Genomic DNA, 18,919 nt, shown 5'->3' on the forward strand with positions numbered 1-18,919 from the left:
TTCAATGTGAGTTTAATGCAGTTGCCAGCGTAACCGTTGATGAATGAAGCGTCGACGACGCAATGTCGAGACCGCAATACGCCAATTGAATCTGAGGTGTTTGATCTTTTGACCGAAACTCGTCTGCCGACAATCCGTAGACACCTTTGATTTTTCCCTTTGATGTAAGTGGTTTCAAATGTACATGAATAGCTATGGAATGCTGATTTTCAGCAGTGACGGCGTAGATGAGCAGGATGTGCCCGTCGATGGTATAAGAACGTATCGGCTGCACGATGTCATCGCGTGTGCCCCTCCTATTGATACCGATAGACACCGAAACAGCTTCCCCTGTTACGTCCGGGCCATCCAGCAGTACGGCAACGTAACTGATTCCCGATTGGAAGACGGACTCCACCCAGCCGGGTATACGTCTGTTTCCGGCACTGATTACCGTGTTGTTATCCAGCAGACGACCTGCATCGATGGTTCCTATTTGATTGCCCTGACGATCAACAGCGGTACGCTGCATATTCTGGGTACGCATCATACAGCCCGGTCCTATCGCCCATGAAGCGTTTACTTTAGCCATCCGTGTATTCCACTGCCAGCCGCAGGCTGTACTTATCTCGCTTTTTTCCACGCCTTGGATAACTACCTCAGCGGCACCGATTTCCAAGGGAAGGGCCGGCGCCCCTTCGCTGACGGACTGTAGCGAAATCAATTCGTGGTAGGGATCGAAGACAAAGACGTTAACGAGTAGTGCCCCCCTTGTATTGAGCGTGGTTTGAGCCTGATGATCTATTTTCCAGATGACTATACTTCCATCGTGTAACACTTTTTGTGTGTCATTGGCATATAACGCCGTATGCAACGCCGCCGTGGAATTCTTCAACAGTCCAGAAGTAAGCCGCCACTTCCCTCTTACCGCATTGCGGTGCAGCGGAAGTGTTCCCAACGCCAGTGCCCCACCATGACTTACCTGATAGGCTTTGAATAGCGCAACCAGTTCGGGTTGCTTGGCTAGTTGGTCGGGGCTTGCCAAATGCTGATCTGACACACCGGACATGGGCAAGACCCTGGACGTTGTATGCACCTCATTATCCTGATAAATATCGATGGGCGCAATGACCGGAAGAGCCTGCAAAATCATCTCTGCAGAAGAGGCCATCACACTCAGATCCGGATCAGCGGGCGCATGGATATTGGCACGGCGAAGGGCAGCGTACACCTCGTTACGGCGCCCGGCAACTGCGGCTTCCATAATCGACGATTTGATCACCCGATAAGCGGTATTCTGGTCAGAATCCGGATAGGGAGTACCTGCCGGGTACTGCGGGGTAACCGTGAAGGGCAGCTGCTTTATATTTCCTTTCGTATATTCCAACTCATCGATGGCAAACTCAGGGACATTGCCCGTAATTACGTAACTGCTCGCGCTGAACAGCATCCCACATAACGCGTCGGCAATGACCATGTCTTCGGAAGACGGGGCCACCGTACGGTTAAGCGCCGATTTCGACCACATGGCACTCGCCACGCCGTTCAGCAGGATGTCCAGCGTGATCTGACGGGAAAGCGGATCGATTGTATTGCCTGCTGCATCGCGCAAGGTAACGATAAGGGGAGCGTCCAGATCCGCACTATATCCCATGGGTCTGACACCAACACTTGCCCCAGCTTCCGAAAATGCCGAGTCGGTCACCGAGAGGTTGGAAACCGGAATAGCGGTATTAACCGAAAGGGAGAATGGGACAGGCTGAACCAAGTAGCGGGAATCGGTATCATTGATTAATCCAGATTCCGCCTTCCATTTTACCACCTGCTGCACGGGTTGCTGAGCATCCAGTGTGGCGGCCTGTAGTTTATCGGAATCCGATTCGGGGGTTTGCGGGGGCGGAAGAAAACTTTGCGCAAAGCCTTCCCAATCCAGGTTATTATCATCTGTGGCTGTCTCGCCCGATCCCACGGGAATTGTAAAGGAAATCACGTACCAGTCCACTTCTACGGATCCGTGGGTAGGTGGACCTTCCAGATGCAGTTTAGCACCGAGTTCGGCGGAGATCCTGACTGACACGCCGGCGATGGTTGTCCCGAAAGACGCACCGATCGTCACGCCGATCCCTACATTGAAGTAAAAAGGCTGCCATTCGATGAGGAAATTAGCATAGGCATCCAACCAGGCTTTCAATGGCCCTGCCTCAAAGACCACATTGATATATCCACCGGCCATCACCGCGGTAGGACACAGTGCAAAATAAGCTCCTCCGCTGATGCCGATCTTGCCCACGGATACTTCCATTTTCCATTGCATACCCAGTCGCGGCACATCGGGGTAATAGACAGGCTTGGAGAAGGCGGGGTGATAGCCGCCAAGGGAAATGACAAAATCTCCGGCAGGGATGGTATAATCCGCCGTTGTAATTGTTTTATACCAAAGGTAGAAGGCAAAACCACCGGTCACCTTACAGTCTTTGGACAGCACAAAGGAGTTGGGAGTCAGCTGGGCCTCGGCCGAAACGATACCCGCTGATGGTTTGAACGAAGCCTTAATGGCCAGCTCAAAGTAGGCCAATGCCAGATCCTGTGTCACCATAGGCGGCAGGGAAGCATAACTCAACCCAAGTAGATTCATTTCGAAATCCTTACCGAAGCTGACAAACAACAGCGCGGAGGAATTGATAAGCTGAAAGGAGGTGAAGCTCAATCCCGCTGCTATCCAATATTGACCGACCTCGGGCGTCACCACTTCAGAAAGTTTCAGCAACGCCGTTGCGGGATCCTCTCCCGCGGTAAATGAGCCTTCCGTCACACCCTTTACCAAGGGGAAGTTTTGCACTTCCTCCACCGCAGGGATACGCAGCGAACGGTTGTAGCTAAAGCCTGCGGCGATGCCCGTGACAAAGAATGCCGGCGGTCCGCCCAGCGGCATGTTGAGTACGCCAAATACAAAGAGTGACGGTACTTTATCGGCATCCGGTTCATTGGAAACGGCCACTTCAGCATACGAACCGATGGCCGAAAGTGCAAATCGGGTGGCCTTGATGATTGCCGTACCGGTGTAACTCAGGTAAGGTGTTTCCGTTTTTACGAGCCCCGCCTCCAACGTAACCGCTCCTCCCTTAAAACTGACATCTATCCCTTGGAGATCCAATGTATAAGCGCTAAAATCTGTAGGGGTGGTAACCGGAACACCTACGGTAAGCCCCGTGAGAGAAGCTTTCAAACCCGCGAGGTTCACATTGCCGGAGAACAGAAAATCAAGCACTTTCTGCTGCTGTTCCCAGCCCAGTCCGAGATTTTCCACATATAAGGGTCCGAATGAACGCTGGATCGGGACGATCACTTCCGAGCCATTGCCGGTATCGCTCTTCAGGTCTACCCAAAGGTTATTGCAGTAAGCTACCGAAACGGAAAATGTTGGGTTGGTGGGCGGATTGGCAGCATCGTTGTCCGTATCATTGCCTGAACCCAGCAGGTTGCTTGCAATGGGGTTACTGCTACTCCCCGGTGCCATGCTGTTAGGCGCCAAGGACAGGCCCATACGATCGAGGGTTACGCCGGCTCCAAACGCGACGGTAGGTGCGTTGCCGCCGTTTAACTGGATGCTTAGCAGTATACGTGGTTCAATCTTATCAATGGTAAAGCGGGTGAGGTCGACGAGGGGTTTTCCGTTGGTACCCCTGAAGTCGAAACCGACATTATCCATCACCAGATTAATCCGTGTAAAATCAGCCGAAAAATCTGTACTGCTCACTTCCAAGGGCAGATACAGACCAATACCCGGGTCACCGGGTGTCCCCCCGCTTCGGGAAATCCATGCATCGTCGCTGTTGCCCACCTGAAGCACCAGGTTGGGCACAATATCCAGCTCCAGATCTGGGGCAAACAAGCGCAACCCATAATAATCCGGCTGGTTCTTCTTGGGTCCGATGGTGATGCTGCACTGGTTTTTGTTACCAAACGTAAACAAGGTAATTTCCTGTTTCATTAACGTTTGCAGGAAATTGCCAAAGAAAGTCTGCGGTGTGAGGGCCAATAATTTGTCGACAGTATTCAGTGAGTATTTATTGGAGGTTTGGTCGAGCAGAATAACCGACGATGCCGTAAGCAATAAGCCCGGTGTTGGGACCGTCTGCCCCTGCTGCGGAGTAACGATGGGCGAATCGAGCCAAGTACGCACGCTGTCTTCATTGAGCACCAAGGTAGAGACGTAACGAGGTAAGACATCTTTAATGACAGCAAACAGCCAACTGGTAAAGCGGTCGGCGAGTGAACTCGCATCGGTCGCTGGAAAAAATTCCGGAAGCAATTCCCTGCTGAGTGCAGACGTTTTGCTGAAATCGGATGCATCGCCCAGCGGGTCGAAACCCAGTACAAATCCCTTTTCTGCACGATAATCGAGGTTGAGTGCAGGTCCTGTACTGCCTTCGATGGCAACCAGCATATGTACGCCGAAATTAAAACTGATTTCTCCGGATCCGGAAATTCCCATACCCGTTTCGGCAATATCGAGTTTGAGCAGCTCGGTACCCGGCAGTTCTACATCCGCCCAAAGCCCCAGCAGGGCATCGTTATTCAGGCCTGCTTTAATGGTGATGGGTATCTGGTCGCTGGGTCGGTAGCTCACCTTGCCTCCATCCGCCTCAAGCTGCCCGGGCAACACGCCGGAAAGCAACGTAACGATTCCTTGCACCGTATCAGCCACCTTGTCTGGCCCATAAAGGCCCTGCAGCCAATTCAGGGCAGAAGCTTCTACCATCTCCAGCAATTCCCTTTGGGTTTTCGATGCAAAGTTCGCCGGGGTAAGGATATCCATCAGTCCGCGAACGAAAGCATCCACCTGTATCTGGGTGCCAAAAGTGGTGAGGCGATCTACAAAGTCCTTGGCCCCGGCATCCGCCAGTTTTTGGAGGAGCTGGGGGGTAAGCTGTTCGACCATATATACCGCAGCCATACGTGACGCTTGCTCGGCCAATGTTCCCCATCCCAAAAACGGCAACAGTTGCACGGCCAGTCCGGTGGGTTGTTCCGGCGTTCCCTGCGCAATCTTCAGCAGGAATGCTTTGTTGTATCCCGCCGTCACGTAAAAGGGTATATTGAGGTCTTTCGATGCGGAAATATCCAATGATCCGCTTACAGCGGGCTGATAGTTTTCGTCCAGTTGCAGTTCGAATTTCAGGTTGCTGAGTGTGGCAAATCCCCCTGCAATAGGCAATGAAGAAGTGCCGAAACCAAAATTGGCGATGCCGTTGTTTCCCTCAGCAGACACATTGAAATCATAGGGAAGGCCTGATATATCCACGCCGTTGCTTTTCGGCGTAACTGTGATGCCATTGGACGAACGGACTTCGGGCAGCCCTTGCAGCAGCCGCAGCAGTGCCGCCACACTGAACTGGCCGTTGTAGCCCAGTACGCTGTCGGAAAGCAACCAACCAAGCGGATCCCGAAGTATCCCCATCAAAGACGGCATCTGCCAGGTACCGTCGGCTTGTTGCGCAAGGCCCAAGCCCAAAAATAGGTTTTGTACGAAGGGGTATTTTTTCAGCAGCTGATCTTCCAGCACGGCATTCAGTAAAATATTAAGCGAATATGCCGGGGCCAGCTCGGAAACCTGATCCAAGAAGACATTGCTGTCGAACGGATAGAGCTGCAGCGGCTTTGCCGCAGGTTTGCTGGCGTCGCCCCATACAAGCGAAGTCCCGAAATTGGCTTCAACCGCATTATTGGCATAGGTAAGGCCCAGCACGGAAGCTAAGGTAAGCCCCACTTTCGGACAGTAACTATCGAGAGTCCAGTTTAGGGTCCTGTTGACAAGATCTACCGTTATGCCACCGCTGATCCGCAGGAAATCACCCAAGGCAAACGCATCAGCAGGCAATACCTGAAAAGCGGCCACGCCATTGGACGTGGAGCTGAACGTAAAATTGCCGTAGCGCTGCTGGTCAAAGTTCTGGGTGATAGCAGCAGTGAGTTTAGACAGGGCCGCGGCATCTTCAAACAAATTGGTAAAGCGTTCCTTCAATCCCCCCACCGGGTCAGACATCAGCTCCAGCACCGCTTCGGGGTAAATTGGGTAGCCTTTTTCGGCCGGTCCGCATATCTGCAGCCCTTCCAGCAGATCGAGGAGTGGCTCGGGGAAATCCGGGAAATTGACATGTAAGAGTTGGCCGAGCAGATCAAACAATTGTCTGCGTGAATCCTGCGAGGCCAGCAACTGCGATAGCTGTGTCTGGATAAATGTATCAAAATCAGCCAGCATGACGCTCCAACCTGCCGCGTCAATGGCATAAGGGTCGGTATCCTTTTCACGAGCCAACGTAAGCCCCAACGTTTCCAATACCGTATACAGCGTTTGGAAAGTTGGCGAACCGCCTGTCTGGGCAAAGGCTTCCTGCAGCCCGGCATTCAGGAGCACGAGAAATGCCGATTGTGAAGAGGCGGTAAAATCGCTCGCCAGAAAATCCTGTAAGGTGATGGCATCCTGTTTAGCCTGCCCGGGAAGTGTCACTCCTCGAAGCGTAACCACGGGAACAAACGATACACTTCCGCCCGAAAGCGAAAGATCGAACCCAATAGCTATTTCAGCTACACTTCCAATGCTTTGAGGTAGATCAATCAGCAGGCCATCCGGGTTTGATAACGTACCTTTAAAACTCAGTGAAGGTAACTGGCCGTTGTGTACCAGACTCCCCGATGACAGCGAATATTCCACCAGATTAAGCCGGGATATTAATTGGAACGAAATCCGGTTGGTCTTTTTTTCTTCCCCAACCTGGCGGATAAAACTGTACGAATCGGTACGGCCGATACCCATCCCCAGTACCTCTCCCTCGGCGGCATACCATAGCGGCAACATGAACCCTCCCGGTAAGGGGGTAATATATGGATCGGCGAATGTACCTGTCCCCGCAATTTTTGGAGCCGCACTTGTATAATCGAGAATAGTCCAGGAAAGCAACGACAATACGCTTTTTGCTTTATCCGTCGTGCTGAAGTCGGAGGCGATTTGCCGGCGCAGATCAGGCCATGGGTCCGTAAAACTTTTGAGATCAAAGGTGGTAAAATCTTTCCAGGTCAAACCTGCAGGAAAAATCGGGGAGTCGCTTAAATCGGCCGACAGCCCCAGTGCCCCGGCTACGAACAGGCCGGCACGTGTTTCACTGCGAATGAGCAGCGTGCCCAGCGCCGCCACCAGAAAAGGTGCAAAGGCGGCCTGACCGGTAGTAACCAGGTCTTTCAGTGAAGTTTGATCACTGAAATTGAGGTTTTGACCCAACGCAATAGGGTTGCCGGCAACGGTTATCGCCGGGTCGTTGACAAACATCGACCAGGACCACCCGCTGAACCTCGACCAGACCGCCGAAAGTTGGGTTGCCGATACCTGTACGGAAAAACCACCAACCGGCGGCGTGCTAAAACCATTCGGAAGGGTAAGTCTGGCGGCCACCTGCGGCAGCCAATTAGCCGTAACTCGAGCAGTTTTCCCCGTCGGGGGGAAGTCAAGGCTCAAGGCATCGAGTGTCAGCGAAGGTACAATTTCCGTGGAAGCCACGGTAATTTCCGGGGCAAGTGCCAACCCCAGCACGAGGCGTAAACCGGCATCGGCTGTGGCCTCCTGCCATGCGGTAAAATAGGCGGGCAAGGTTTGATCATCTAGGCTCACGCCTGCCTGCCAAGGGGAAGCTGGCGTTCCGTCGCCACTCACCACAATCTGTACCTGTTCTGATCCGCATTGCAGCATAGCGGCAAATTCGTTCACCAAGTAGGTGAACGCCGATTTTCCCTGAATCGTTTCGCCGTACCGCAGGGTTTCCAGGTAGTAATTGGCCCAGGCTTCCAACGGATTGATGAGGGAACCCGCCATCTTTGCAGGAGAAAAAGGCGGGGCAAGCGTATCGGGCCAATCTGCACCCGCACTGTCGGGTGTGATTAATCCGATAAGCGCGCCCACGCGCTCCTGGAAAGTCTGCTGCGGTTGCTGTGGGATATCAAGCAGGGATTTCAGTGCGCTGCTCAACGCAGAGGCCCCGGCGTCTGCCAGTTGGCCCGGTGAGAGCACATTGATAGCATCGAAGGAGGTGTCTGGGGTTTTTACCTCGTTGAGCACAAACCGCGGAACTAGCTGGCCTTTGCTACCCAATTGGAGACCAGCGGCCAGTGAACCGAAACTGTAATCGCCGTATGCAATCAGCGGGGTGCCTGAAGTCTTGTTGGCAAGCTCAAAACTGAAATCAAACTGGATTTGGGGGGTAACCGATGCCGATCCGGTAGTAAGTACAAATTCTCCGAGCTCTAGACTAGCACCCATGTTAAACACGGCATCGGAAGTACCCAGGGAAACTCCGTTGGCTTTAAAACCGAGTCCGGGGTAAAAGTAACGGATACCCGTATCGCTCACGGTGGTGGCCGCATTGAAATTCAGCTGTCCCACGGAGTCCACGGAAAGCAGCGGCACTTCGAACGGATTGCTTCGTGAGCCATTGCCAGCTATCGTCGGCGTGTCATTACCCAAAAAGCCGGCCAGGCAACCCAACCAAGCGTTGAGCTGTTTGGGATCGGCACATAACGTGTTGAACCAACTAATGAAAGGCTGTTTTACATCGCCGTCGGGTGAACTGGCAATGGAAAACAAGCTGTACCATTCCAGCACCGGCATTTTCACATCAGAAGACGGTACCTGCGATGAAAACCCAAACAGTGGTGCCAAATAATGGATACGTTTTTGCTGCGAAGGAAAAACATCGCTCAGTGCACCAACAAAAAGGCTGGCTGCCGTATCCAGTATCTCCTGCCCCGATATAGCTGCCAGGTCAGCCAGTGAACGCGTGGTACCTTTGGGCTGCCCCGGCAGTTTCAGATTGATGATTTGCAGGGAAAGATCAAAGGGGTTGCTTACCGCCAAATCTACCGCCAGGCTCGCTTTCACACCATTGAACGAAACGCCATTGATGTCGACCAACGGCTGTCCCGGTGTTGTACCTTCTGCCGCCACGCCGATGGAAAGGGGGTAACCCGGTGAGCTGAAGGTCATTTCCAGGCTACCATTGCCCAGTTTCAGAAAAGGGACAAGCCCCCATACTTTTACATCGAGCAACGGATTAGATGGCGTTACCTGCCAACTGTGCAATACACCTAATCCGATTGCGGTAAATGTACTGGCCTGCCCCGCTTCGATTTCGGTCTTCTGGTATGAAACAATGTACAATCCCGTGGGTTCACCCTGATACATGATGGGATACCACGTACCCAACAAAGCAGGATCCTGAACAGGTATGCCCAACGCATTGCCACCGGCCTCGCCAAGCATCTGTGCCAACAGTGCGCTGAACTGCTCCGGATTTTCGGTAACTCCCGACTTTGTGCTTGCAACCGGATCTTTGAACCAATCCGGATTCAGGGTGTACGTACTATTATCCGACGAGTATAGCAGTCCGATCAGCTGCCCGAGGCTACCTAATATCGGATCAAGATCCGTAAAGGTAACGCCCTGTGGCTCGGTATTCGAGGCAAGCAATTTATTGTTCATCGGGATCGTTTTTTACGGAAGTTGCGGCTTTTTTTTCTGTCCCCGCCGGATTCAGCAGCACCAAATAGCCAAATAACGCATGAAAGGTCGATTCATCTACCGCCAACTGCCCATTCACGGAAACCACATTATTTACCGGAGAGAATCCCAAGGTGACAATGGAACCGGGTATCTTGTCTTGTGAGCGTATAAGCTGATAACTGCTTTTATAGGCCTCGCTAAATATTTCGGCAAAATCGTAATCGCCGGGGTATGTTGCGCCAAAGGTATACAGTGCATCGGGTTTAACGCCATACTCGGACATCGCATAATCCGCCGCAGCAAGGGTAGCCACTGTGCCGCCCAATCCATGTCCGGTAAAATACAGCTGCTTGCCACTTGCCAAAGGTTTCAGTTTTTCGAGCAGCGTTTCGGCGAACGTCGCTGCCGACGAAGAAACGTCAACCGGACCTGAATAGACCGTATAAGCCCCGCTGTGGACGTGTGCACGTCCAGCAGTAATAAATGAGGGGGTAGAAAAATTGGCATTTGCTTCCAATGTGAAGAATTCCTGCCAGGTTACCGTCCCTCTGAAAACCACCGCTACCGCTGCCGCACTTTCAAAGATAAAAGCGAAAGGGGTGCCTTGATAGTTGACGTATTGCGTAAACTGATAGGGTGCCACATTGCCCGTAGTTCCGGTGATACTTCGAGACAACTGATAGGATGCCTGCGCCAATATGGCCATTGACGCCGCCGTTACCTGTGAAAATCCGCCCGGAGGCTGGGGAATGGAGACTGAGATAACCGGAGCGCTTTCCGGAGTTCCGCCAAGGGCATTCAGGTAAAAAACATCGCTGCGTTCCAGCCAGGGCACATCATACGGCTGGGACGACGGAGGCAATTGAAGCCACCCTGCATTGCTGCCCGAAGGAATGGTGCAACTGAGACTGGTCAGCCGACCAATCTGTACAAAATCTGCGTTATCTGGACGGGTAGGAAATAAATCAACCGGCAAGGCCTGTGTACCTGCCCAAACCACGTTGGCATCGGTCACTATCGTTTGATAATAATTAGCAAAGTCCTGATTGACGAAGTTCACGGCTGAGAACGCATAGCTCGTCGGTTGTACAGCGATTTGAGACAGATCGGCCGGCCCCTTGTTACCCGGACGTAGGTCTAGCGCGCCGATTTGTGCCAGTGGCGCGCCGAGACCCATGCCACAGATGTAAAGAGGCAACCCGGCATTCATATGCTTCAGTGTTGTCCATGCCGCCTCTCTCATTTGCTGGTAAGCATACGCATGGGGCTGACTGACCAATGAATTGGGCGGCTGTCCGCTTCCGGCAATGGCATCGGGCAATTTAGTCTGTAGAAGCGTCCCTGAATACTGATTGAGCAGAAACGAGCTCCAAGTCACCCCCAGTGCTAAGACATAGCCCTGGTTTCCGTCGGCATCGACGGGCCCGAGCGCCAGGAATCCCTGTGATTGCGGCACCGGCGGGGGCATGGAGTTTGTGCTGGCTATCGAACCGATGTTCACCCATCCTGTGGGAAGGTTAGGGCCATATTTAGCCAGCGTAGGTAAATTGGCTTGTGCAGCCATTTGTAAAAGTTGAACCTGCAGAAGGTTAGCATGGGTTTCCATATCAACGGCTATTAAGGGTGAAAAAAGTTACCGTCCCCCGAGCGCCCGGACTACCGGCAGATCCTCCAGCACCTTGGCCACCAGGTTGCCCCGGGGGAGCATATGTGGGTGTTGATTGATTTGGCAAGGGCTCATTGGCACCTCCATCGCCGCCCTTTCCTCCCTGCCCGCCTTCGCCAGCTTTCCCTGCTTCGCCCCCACTGCTTAACGCCATGATCAAGGACTGTACATTGGCCGGGCAATAGATGGTGATACTTCCTCCGGCACCTCCGTCACCAGCGGGCCCACCGACACCGCCAACCGCACCGTCGCCTCCATTTCCCCCAACCGCCGGCTGGCATGTGCCGTTGTTAATGCACTTTTCATAATTGATCCCGGCATTTCCTCCCGTGTCGCCATTTCCTCCCGTTCCACCGGTTCCACCGGTTCCACCTACACCGCCTTGACTGAGGATGGACAGCGGTTTTCCATCGGGAACATGAAGTTCATACAAGGTCAAGGTGAAGGAAGGCGCAAGTCCGCCACGTCCGGCAGGCTCACCCCGGTCACCCCCGCTCACGGCGTGAGCGCCGGTTGTTCCGGAAGTGGCGCATTTATCGCAACCACCCAGCCAATTTTTGGTTCCTTTCTTACCCGGCTGCCCGGTATTGTCGGCAGCACTGTTTACGCCACTGACGCCCGAAATCCCCTGCACACCGTTCAACCCGGGCTCACCCTGAATCGATATTGTGTAAGTTGACATTTTTAGCTGCTTTTAATAATACGAATGGTCGAAGCCGATCCCGGATTCTTTCCCGGATCGCCCGGCGCTCCATCTGCGCCTTTTGAAGAGCCTGTTCCACCATCGCCGGGATCGCCGCCATCGCCCGGCCTTCCGCTGGTTGTCTTCTGGTTAAATTGGCCGGTAATCGAGGTGTAGTAAATGGTAACGGTGGCGCCATCGCCGCCGTCGCCCCCTAATGCGCCGGGCCCACCCGGGCCACCAGCGCCCTGTGGGCCTGATTTGGCTCCGCTACATCCGTCCGGGCAACTCCCCGGAGGGCCGCCGGGGCCACCGGTACCTCCCGTGCCCCCTTTGCCACCCTTTTGACCATCGCCGCCACCCACCTCGATTGAAACGTCACCCACGACATCGCCTAAATTAAGAATACCGTTGGGTGCCGGGAGCCCTTTAGCGCCGGGACTACCCGCAGTACCGGGACCACCCGTGCCTCCAGTACCACCGTTGCCGGGAGGAGTAACGCATTCGTTCTTGCAGTTGCTGCCGTTATACTTGTTTGTTCCCGCGGTTCCGGTAGCTCCGGTACTTCCGCCACCACCGTTACCACCGGCTGTTGCCGGGGAAGAATAAGGTTGACCTGTAAACGTGAAAGTTGGCATAGCTTTAAGGTTATAATTGAGTCATTATTTGTGTAGTGATATTGGCGTCTGTCTGGACAATGATTTGCCCGTTTTGACCTACGGTGATCGAACCGTAGTTCAGGACCACCGGGTCCGCACCTTTAATGGTAACAGACCCGTTTTCGGGTACATTAAGATCGCCAGAGTCTGCAAATACAGCCACTTTACCCGGAAAGAGGGTAGCGTTGATCAGCGGCTCATAATCGGCCACCTTTGCTGGGTTCCCTTTCAGATAGGCCGCAGCCGCCGTCTTCAAATCGGCCAACGTGTCGTCGTCTAAGCTCCCGATAAGCTGGGCCCGCGTCAACGGCTGTTCCGCTTTGGCAGTAAGGTGGGCAGATGCCGCAGGAGGATACACAACATCGGTATCGTCTCCATCATCTGGCGCACCTGCTAACTTATTCAATTCAGCGATCGATCCTACCGCAATCAGGTAGGGTGGAATGTCCGATTCGGCCGGGTTAGATGATAGCACCACGTGTTGCTTGGCAACGAAGTCCTTTACCCTGGCATTTGTGGCGTGGGTCGACTGTGCGGGGGCAAGTCCCAGCCGGGCATTTACGGCATTAAATCTGCCCATTTGTTGTTCATTAAGCTCGCTCATAAGAAAGATGTTTGATACTAGTTAATACTTGGTTTTCCAGTCCGGGCGCATTCAGGTAGATGCAACCCAAGTGATTGGTATTCATAGGTGGTAGATGTAACATAAGTGGTAGATATTACGTAGTAGATGTAGATGGTTTTTAAAGAGACCGCCACAACCAAACCGCATGGGCGATCCACATAAAATGCTTGTTTTACATAATCTTAGATTAAATGAATACTCACCGAAGATAGCCTAACACACCGACAAGCGCGTTAATAAATTATGACGTTTCTGCTAAAAAACAATCAGTCAAAATGCTTTGTTAAGTGGTAGTGTCTATTAAACGGTAGAGTTATATTTTTTTTCAAAAAGTAGATGAACGCAAGTTACAAAACTTTATGAAAACAAAAAATAAAATAGAAAATAAATGCGATCCTCATGATCTTAACGGACCTAGGTCGTTGAACATGCTGTGGTTTCGGTTGCAGCGCTTTCGTTCCTCCGTTTGTGTACGGTCGGATCATTTAGCGGCAAATGTAGTATTGTAAGCGTATATTTTTAGAACCTTGCCGAGGCTGATTAGCAACGGCAGGGCGTTTATATGGGGCGAATACCTGTAATCGATTCCGTGTACCGTTCGTATTCGTCCTGTTGTTGCCGGATGAAGGCGTTGTCTTCTAGACGCCCAATTACTATATCCCGTTCTTCGTCATTCTCATACACCATCGTCCGGAACGGATTCTGGTAATCCTTGGCGCGTGTTTTATAAATTTCCCCGCAGATCCACTGCTTGGTGGCCACGCTTTCGGCAATGCAAGTGTCGAGGTAAGCGGGTGTTAGCGCTGACTTCTCTAGATCATGGATCTCCAAAAAAGTGGCGAGGGCGTGTTCAAACTTATGCGTTAGATACCGGCTGCTGAGGAGGTGGTACTGATGATGGATGGCTTCCCACTCGGCAAGCTCCCCACTACGGATGTGCTCCAGCAGGTCGTCGAGATCCGGCTTGCGGATAAGCTGTCCGCCCACATTTTCAAACCCGGCCCGTTCCATCCGACCGGACCGGCTCAGGTAATCGGCCCGGAGCTCGGCAAACGAGTAGGTATTCAGATAAGCTTTGAGCTGCGTAGCGGCATAGTAAGCAATGATGCGTCGGTAGGTGTTGTAGCCCTCCCGCACCTTAATGAGCACCACCTTCCGTTTGGAATTTTCCACTCCGTCCAGCACGATTTCCTTTTCGCGCAGGTCCATCGTAGCATCGGCCAATATCGCTTTGCCTTTGGCTCCCCACTCGGCAGGGTCGCCCGCTTCGGGATGGTAAGTCTTGCCTACGGCGATCTCGATTTCGTGCAGCGCTGTAAAGGCCTCATTCACCGTATCGGGCGCCAGTACATCGTATTCGAAATGCTGATTCTTGAGCGAACGCCGGTCGCGGCTAATGAATTTACCGTTGTTGCGCATAAGCGCATACATATTGTACAGAAACCAGTAGGCCGGGAGGATCACGATGCGGTCGTTGGCCACATCGTGGCTTACCATCGTAAACGGTAAGCGGATATCCAGTTCGTGAAGGAAGTCACCTTTCACGATGAGCGTATACGACGCGAACCGCGAATTATGTTTGAGGCTCACGCAGAGGCCCGGCCAAAAGCCACGGCCCGCGATGATTTCGCCGTCGGCACCGCGAGAATTGTGGTTGGAGCCTACGGTGGCGCCCGCCGCCATATTACTCTGTCCCATCACCAGCGATGCGCAGAGGAACGAGTTGTTGTGGTGCTGTTCGTGTGCGGGAAAGAGGAGTGAGTTAAGCACTTCGCAGCAGGAAATCGTACTGTTGTCGGCGAGAAACGAGTTGATCAGGCGTGCACCATATTTAAGCTGCGAAAACGAGCACAGGATAAAGCGCACCGCTTTTACACCGTAAAAGATGCGACAGCCATGGCCAATTATACCGTTTACCAACTCGCACCCCTCACCAATTTGGGTGTAGGCTTCCGCGATGGAATTGACCGTCACGTTCTTGAGTTTGTTCACTCCTTTGATGTAAGCATCGGTGCCGATTTTGACATCTTTGATGATATCTGAATTTTTAATGACCGTACGGTGGCACACCACGCTGTAGTAGCCCCTGCGGGTATCGAACCGTCGGAAGGTAATCTCTCGGAAGCGCGACTGCAGCAGTCGGTCGTGCCGTTGGCGTGTCCAGAGATATACGTCGGACGCCTGCATGCCTTCGAATGGCAGCACCGCACGGCCACCGTTTTCGTTACAGAGCTCCAATTGGATGAGACTGCTCTCTGCGTCGCCTTCCTTCAGGATGCCATTACCGAATTTAGCGTTATTGCTCGTCTCCATCTCATTGATGTTGAAGAGCATCACCTCTTCGCCCAGAATGAAGTGCGCCATGTAACGCACATTGTGGATGGCATTGTACCCGCCAATATCGCTGCTTACGATAACGCTGTTGTAAATACCTATAGGAAGATGCAGGTCGCGGAAGTCGAGGAAACTTTCTTCCATATCGCCGATGCGTACCCGTCCATAAAACGTAGACTGCTGTACCTGCTCGGGCAGAAACCGATCCGTTACCCACACATCCCCCCAATTGGGTGAATAGTTACCATTGCGGGTCAGTATGGCAACCTCATCGGCGCTGAGCTGCCGATAGGTATACTCCGTCAGTTGCTGCTGGTTTCTGAAATAATATTCATCCGCTCCCTCGGGAAGGTATTCATCCCGAATGAAGCCATACCCCAGGGTGTTCAGTGGTTTCCGTTTTGGTGTCATGGGCAATCGGTTATTCTACGGTGACCGATTTTGCCAGATTGCGGGGTTTATCCACATCAAGGTCCCGCTCCACTCCGATGTAATAGGCCAGCAATTGCAGCGGGATGACGGATAAGAGTGGTGCCACGATTTCATGCGCCTGGGGCACAACCATCACCGCCTCGGCTAGTTCGTTCACGGTTTCGTCGCCTTCGGAGACAACAGCCACCACCTTGCCTTTCCGGGCGTTGATTTCCTGGATATTGCTTACGATCTTTTCGTGGTATATATCTTTTGTTGCTACGAAAACCACCGGAAGCTTTTCATCTACCAGCGCAATAGGGCCGTGCTTCATTTCGGCAGCAGGATACCCTTCGGCATGGATATAAGTAATTTCTTTCAGCTTCAGCGCACCTTCCAACGCAATGGGGAAGTTATACCCGCGGCCTAGGTAGAGAAAGTTGTCGGCATCCCTGTACCTCCGCGCAATGGCTTTGATGGCTTCCACCTGGTTGTCGAGGATCCACTCCACCTTGGCCGGAATTGCCTCAAGCTCATGCAGCAGGTGCTGGAACAGTGAATCGCCGATAGTTCCCCGCAACTGGGCCAGTTTCAACGCAAAAAGTTGCAGTACGGCCACCTGTGCGGTGAATGCCTTGGTGCTGGCTACGCCAATTTCCGGCCCGGCATGGGTATAGGCCCCCGCATCCGTGATGCGGGCAATGGAAGAGCCCACCACATTGACAATACCAAAAATAGCTGCTCCCTGTTTCTTGGCATTCTCAAGGGCTACCAACGTATCGGCCGTTTCGCCACTCTGAGATATCGCAATGATCACGTCCTGAGGCGATATAATGGGGTTACGGTAGCGAAATTCCGATGCATATTCGACCTCCACATTGAGGCGGCACAACTCTTCGATGAGGTACTCGCCGATGAGCCCCGCATGCCAGCTGGTGCCGCACGCCACGATGACAATGCGATTGGCATTACGGAGTTTTTCTTCGATTTTATTTAGCCCACTCAGCGTAATGTAGCCCTGCTCGGCATTAAGTCTGCCACGTAACGAATCAAGAATGGTCTTGGGTTGTTCGTGGATTTCCTTAAGCATGAAATGGTCGTAGTTGCCTTTCTCGATGGCCGCCAGTTCGAGATCGAGTTTTTGCACAAAAGGCGTGATGCGCTCGTTGCCCAGATTTTTCAAGATCAACTCATCAGGCCTGACGATGGCCAGTTCGTAATCGTTGATGTAGACCACCTCTTTGGTGTAGGCCAGCATGGGCGAAGCATCCGATCCCAGAAAATGCTCTCCTTTTCCCACGCCGATCACCAGCGGACTCCCCTTCCGGGCGGCAATAATGGTATCGGGATGTTCGGTGTCGATCAGCAGAATCACATAGGCGCCGGTAACCCGTTTGAGGGCTACGCGTACCGCTTCTTCCAACGAGCATTCGTTGTTACGTTTGATGTCTTCGATAAAGTTGAGCAGCACCTCCGAGTCCGTATCGCTGTTAAACGTATAGCCTTTGCTGACCAATTCATCTTTGAGCTGCGCATAATTTTCAATGATGCCATTGTGAATCATCGCGATATTACCCGATGCAGAGTAATGGGGATGTGCATTGCGGTCGGACGGTTCGCCGTGGGTGGCCCACCGGGTATGGCCGATGCCGGTCGTGGAAGCAACCGGATGATCTCCGGCATATTCCTTGAGCGCAGCCACCTTCCCTTGTTTTTTGTAAACCGCTAGGTGATTTCCCAAATGCAACGCAACCCCCGCGCTGTCATATCCGCGATATTCCAATTTTTTCAATCCATCTATCAGGATCGGATAAGCTTGTTTCTGGCCGGTGTAGCCTACGATTCCACACATAAGTTTCCAAGTTAGTTTTCGCTAGAGCGTCGGCAAAAATAGTGTTTTTAGTATTAATCAATCGGTTGTTTTGCTTTTTTTTGCCAAGCGCTCTCCAGTCTCCAAACTATCAACAGCTATCGGAGCCAGCAAAATGATATTGCATGTGCCCTTCAAGGGCTATTTTGCGTGCGACGCTTGTCACGGTGAGCACCATCGCTCAACAACTCCAGAGGTTAGATAAAGAATAGTAGGAAGATTGCGTACACTACCCGCGTTGGTCAGTTTGTTATATTCAACAATTGCTTCCTGTATACTTTGGCACTCGCGCCGGTCAACAGTTTAAACTGCCGATTGAAATGGGAAATGTTATTGTAGCCGACCTCGTAACCGATTTCTGAAATATTCAACGCTTGGTTCAACAGGAGCTTACATGCCTGCGTGATTCGGATTTCGTTTAAAAACTGCGTGCAGGTCTTGTGCACCCTCGTCTTAAAATATCGGCAAAACGACGCTTTATTCATATCGATGATCGACGCAAGTTGATCCAGTGTAATCTCATGACGGTAATTCTCCATCATATAATCAATCACTTGGTTCAACCTCTCTGTCTCGAGTTTGCGGATATTTTTTGCGTAGAACGGTGTTGAAAGCAATTCGTATTCCTTGATTTTTGACAACGCATCCAATAGTTGGAGAAAATTAATCAATCGATCGAATCCCGAACTTAAGCATACCGCCTTCACCATCTGCGATATCCTGGCATGATCTGTCCCCAGTATCGAAATCCCTTGTTGACCCAATTCGAACAATCGGGAAATATGATTGAGTTCCGGCAAGTCAAAAAAGCTATCGCCCAGTGCATCGGGAAGAAAATGGATCACGTACACGTCCACGTAAAATTCAGGGTTCCCCGCGTAGTATTCTTTGTCGTTTTTCCAAACATGGGGCAAGTTCGAACTGATGAACACCAAGTCGCCGTCTTCAAAGCGCGCAACATTGTCGCCCATTACCCGCAAGCCCCGGCTTTTCTCCACAAAAATGATTTCATGCTCCGGATGGTAATGCAACGGGTAATCCATATAGGGAGTAATCTCTCTTTTTACCGCAAATGAATAAAATAAATTGGGTGAGATCTTTTCCAGCTTTGGCTTCATACTGCGCTTCTATTACACACATCAA

At 52.2% G+C, this 18,919-nt stretch carries 8 protein-coding genes; all 8 read right to left on the reverse strand.

The genetic code is table 11. From position 1 onward, the window contains the following. Position 1: 1 nt before the first annotated feature. Positions 2–9,508, reverse strand: coding sequence for a DUF6603 domain-containing protein (locus BMZ56_RS08835; RefSeq protein ID WP_090626191.1), 9,507 nt, complete (start codon positions 9,506–9,508; stop codon positions 2–4). Continuing rightward, complete coding sequence (locus BMZ56_RS08840) at positions 9,498–11,093, reverse strand: lipase family protein (protein WP_177195096.1); 1,596 nt, start codon at positions 11,091–11,093, stop codon at positions 9,498–9,500. Before BMZ56_RS08840 ends, BMZ56_RS08835 begins: the two co-directional genes overlap by 11 nt. Before the next feature lie 43 nt (positions 11,094–11,136). Beyond that, on the reverse strand, positions 11,137–11,877 hold the full coding sequence (locus tag BMZ56_RS26050) for a hypothetical protein (RefSeq protein ID WP_090626193.1): 741 nt from the start codon (positions 11,875–11,877) through the stop codon (positions 11,137–11,139). Between the two features lie 2 nt (positions 11,878–11,879). Further along, complete coding sequence (locus BMZ56_RS08850; RefSeq protein ID WP_090626194.1) at positions 11,880–12,515, reverse strand: hypothetical protein; 636 nt, start codon at positions 12,513–12,515, stop codon at positions 11,880–11,882. A gap of 10 nt (positions 12,516–12,525) precedes the next feature. After that, positions 12,526–13,140, reverse strand: a complete 615-nt coding sequence (locus BMZ56_RS08855; RefSeq protein WP_090626195.1) for a hypothetical protein — start codon at positions 13,138–13,140, stop codon at positions 12,526–12,528. Between the two features lie 579 nt (positions 13,141–13,719). Continuing rightward, positions 13,720–15,906: a DUF4954 family protein gene (locus BMZ56_RS08860; protein ID WP_090626196.1), complete on the reverse strand. Its 2,187-nt coding sequence runs from the start codon at positions 15,904–15,906 to the stop codon at positions 13,720–13,722. 10 nt (positions 15,907–15,916) lie between these two features. Next, on the reverse strand, positions 15,917–17,758 hold the full coding sequence (gene glmS / locus BMZ56_RS08865; RefSeq protein WP_090626197.1) for a glutamine--fructose-6-phosphate transaminase (isomerizing): 1,842 nt from the start codon (positions 17,756–17,758) through the stop codon (positions 15,917–15,919). A gap of 260 nt (positions 17,759–18,018) precedes the next feature. Then, positions 18,019–18,894, reverse strand: a complete 876-nt coding sequence (locus tag BMZ56_RS08870) for an AraC family transcriptional regulator (protein ID WP_090626198.1) — start codon at positions 18,892–18,894, stop codon at positions 18,019–18,021. Positions 18,895–18,919 lie beyond the last annotated feature (25 nt).

The organism is Parapedobacter indicus (genome assembly GCF_900113765.1).
In the GTDB taxonomy this organism is placed as follows: domain Bacteria; phylum Bacteroidota; class Bacteroidia; order Sphingobacteriales; family Sphingobacteriaceae; genus Parapedobacter; species Parapedobacter indicus.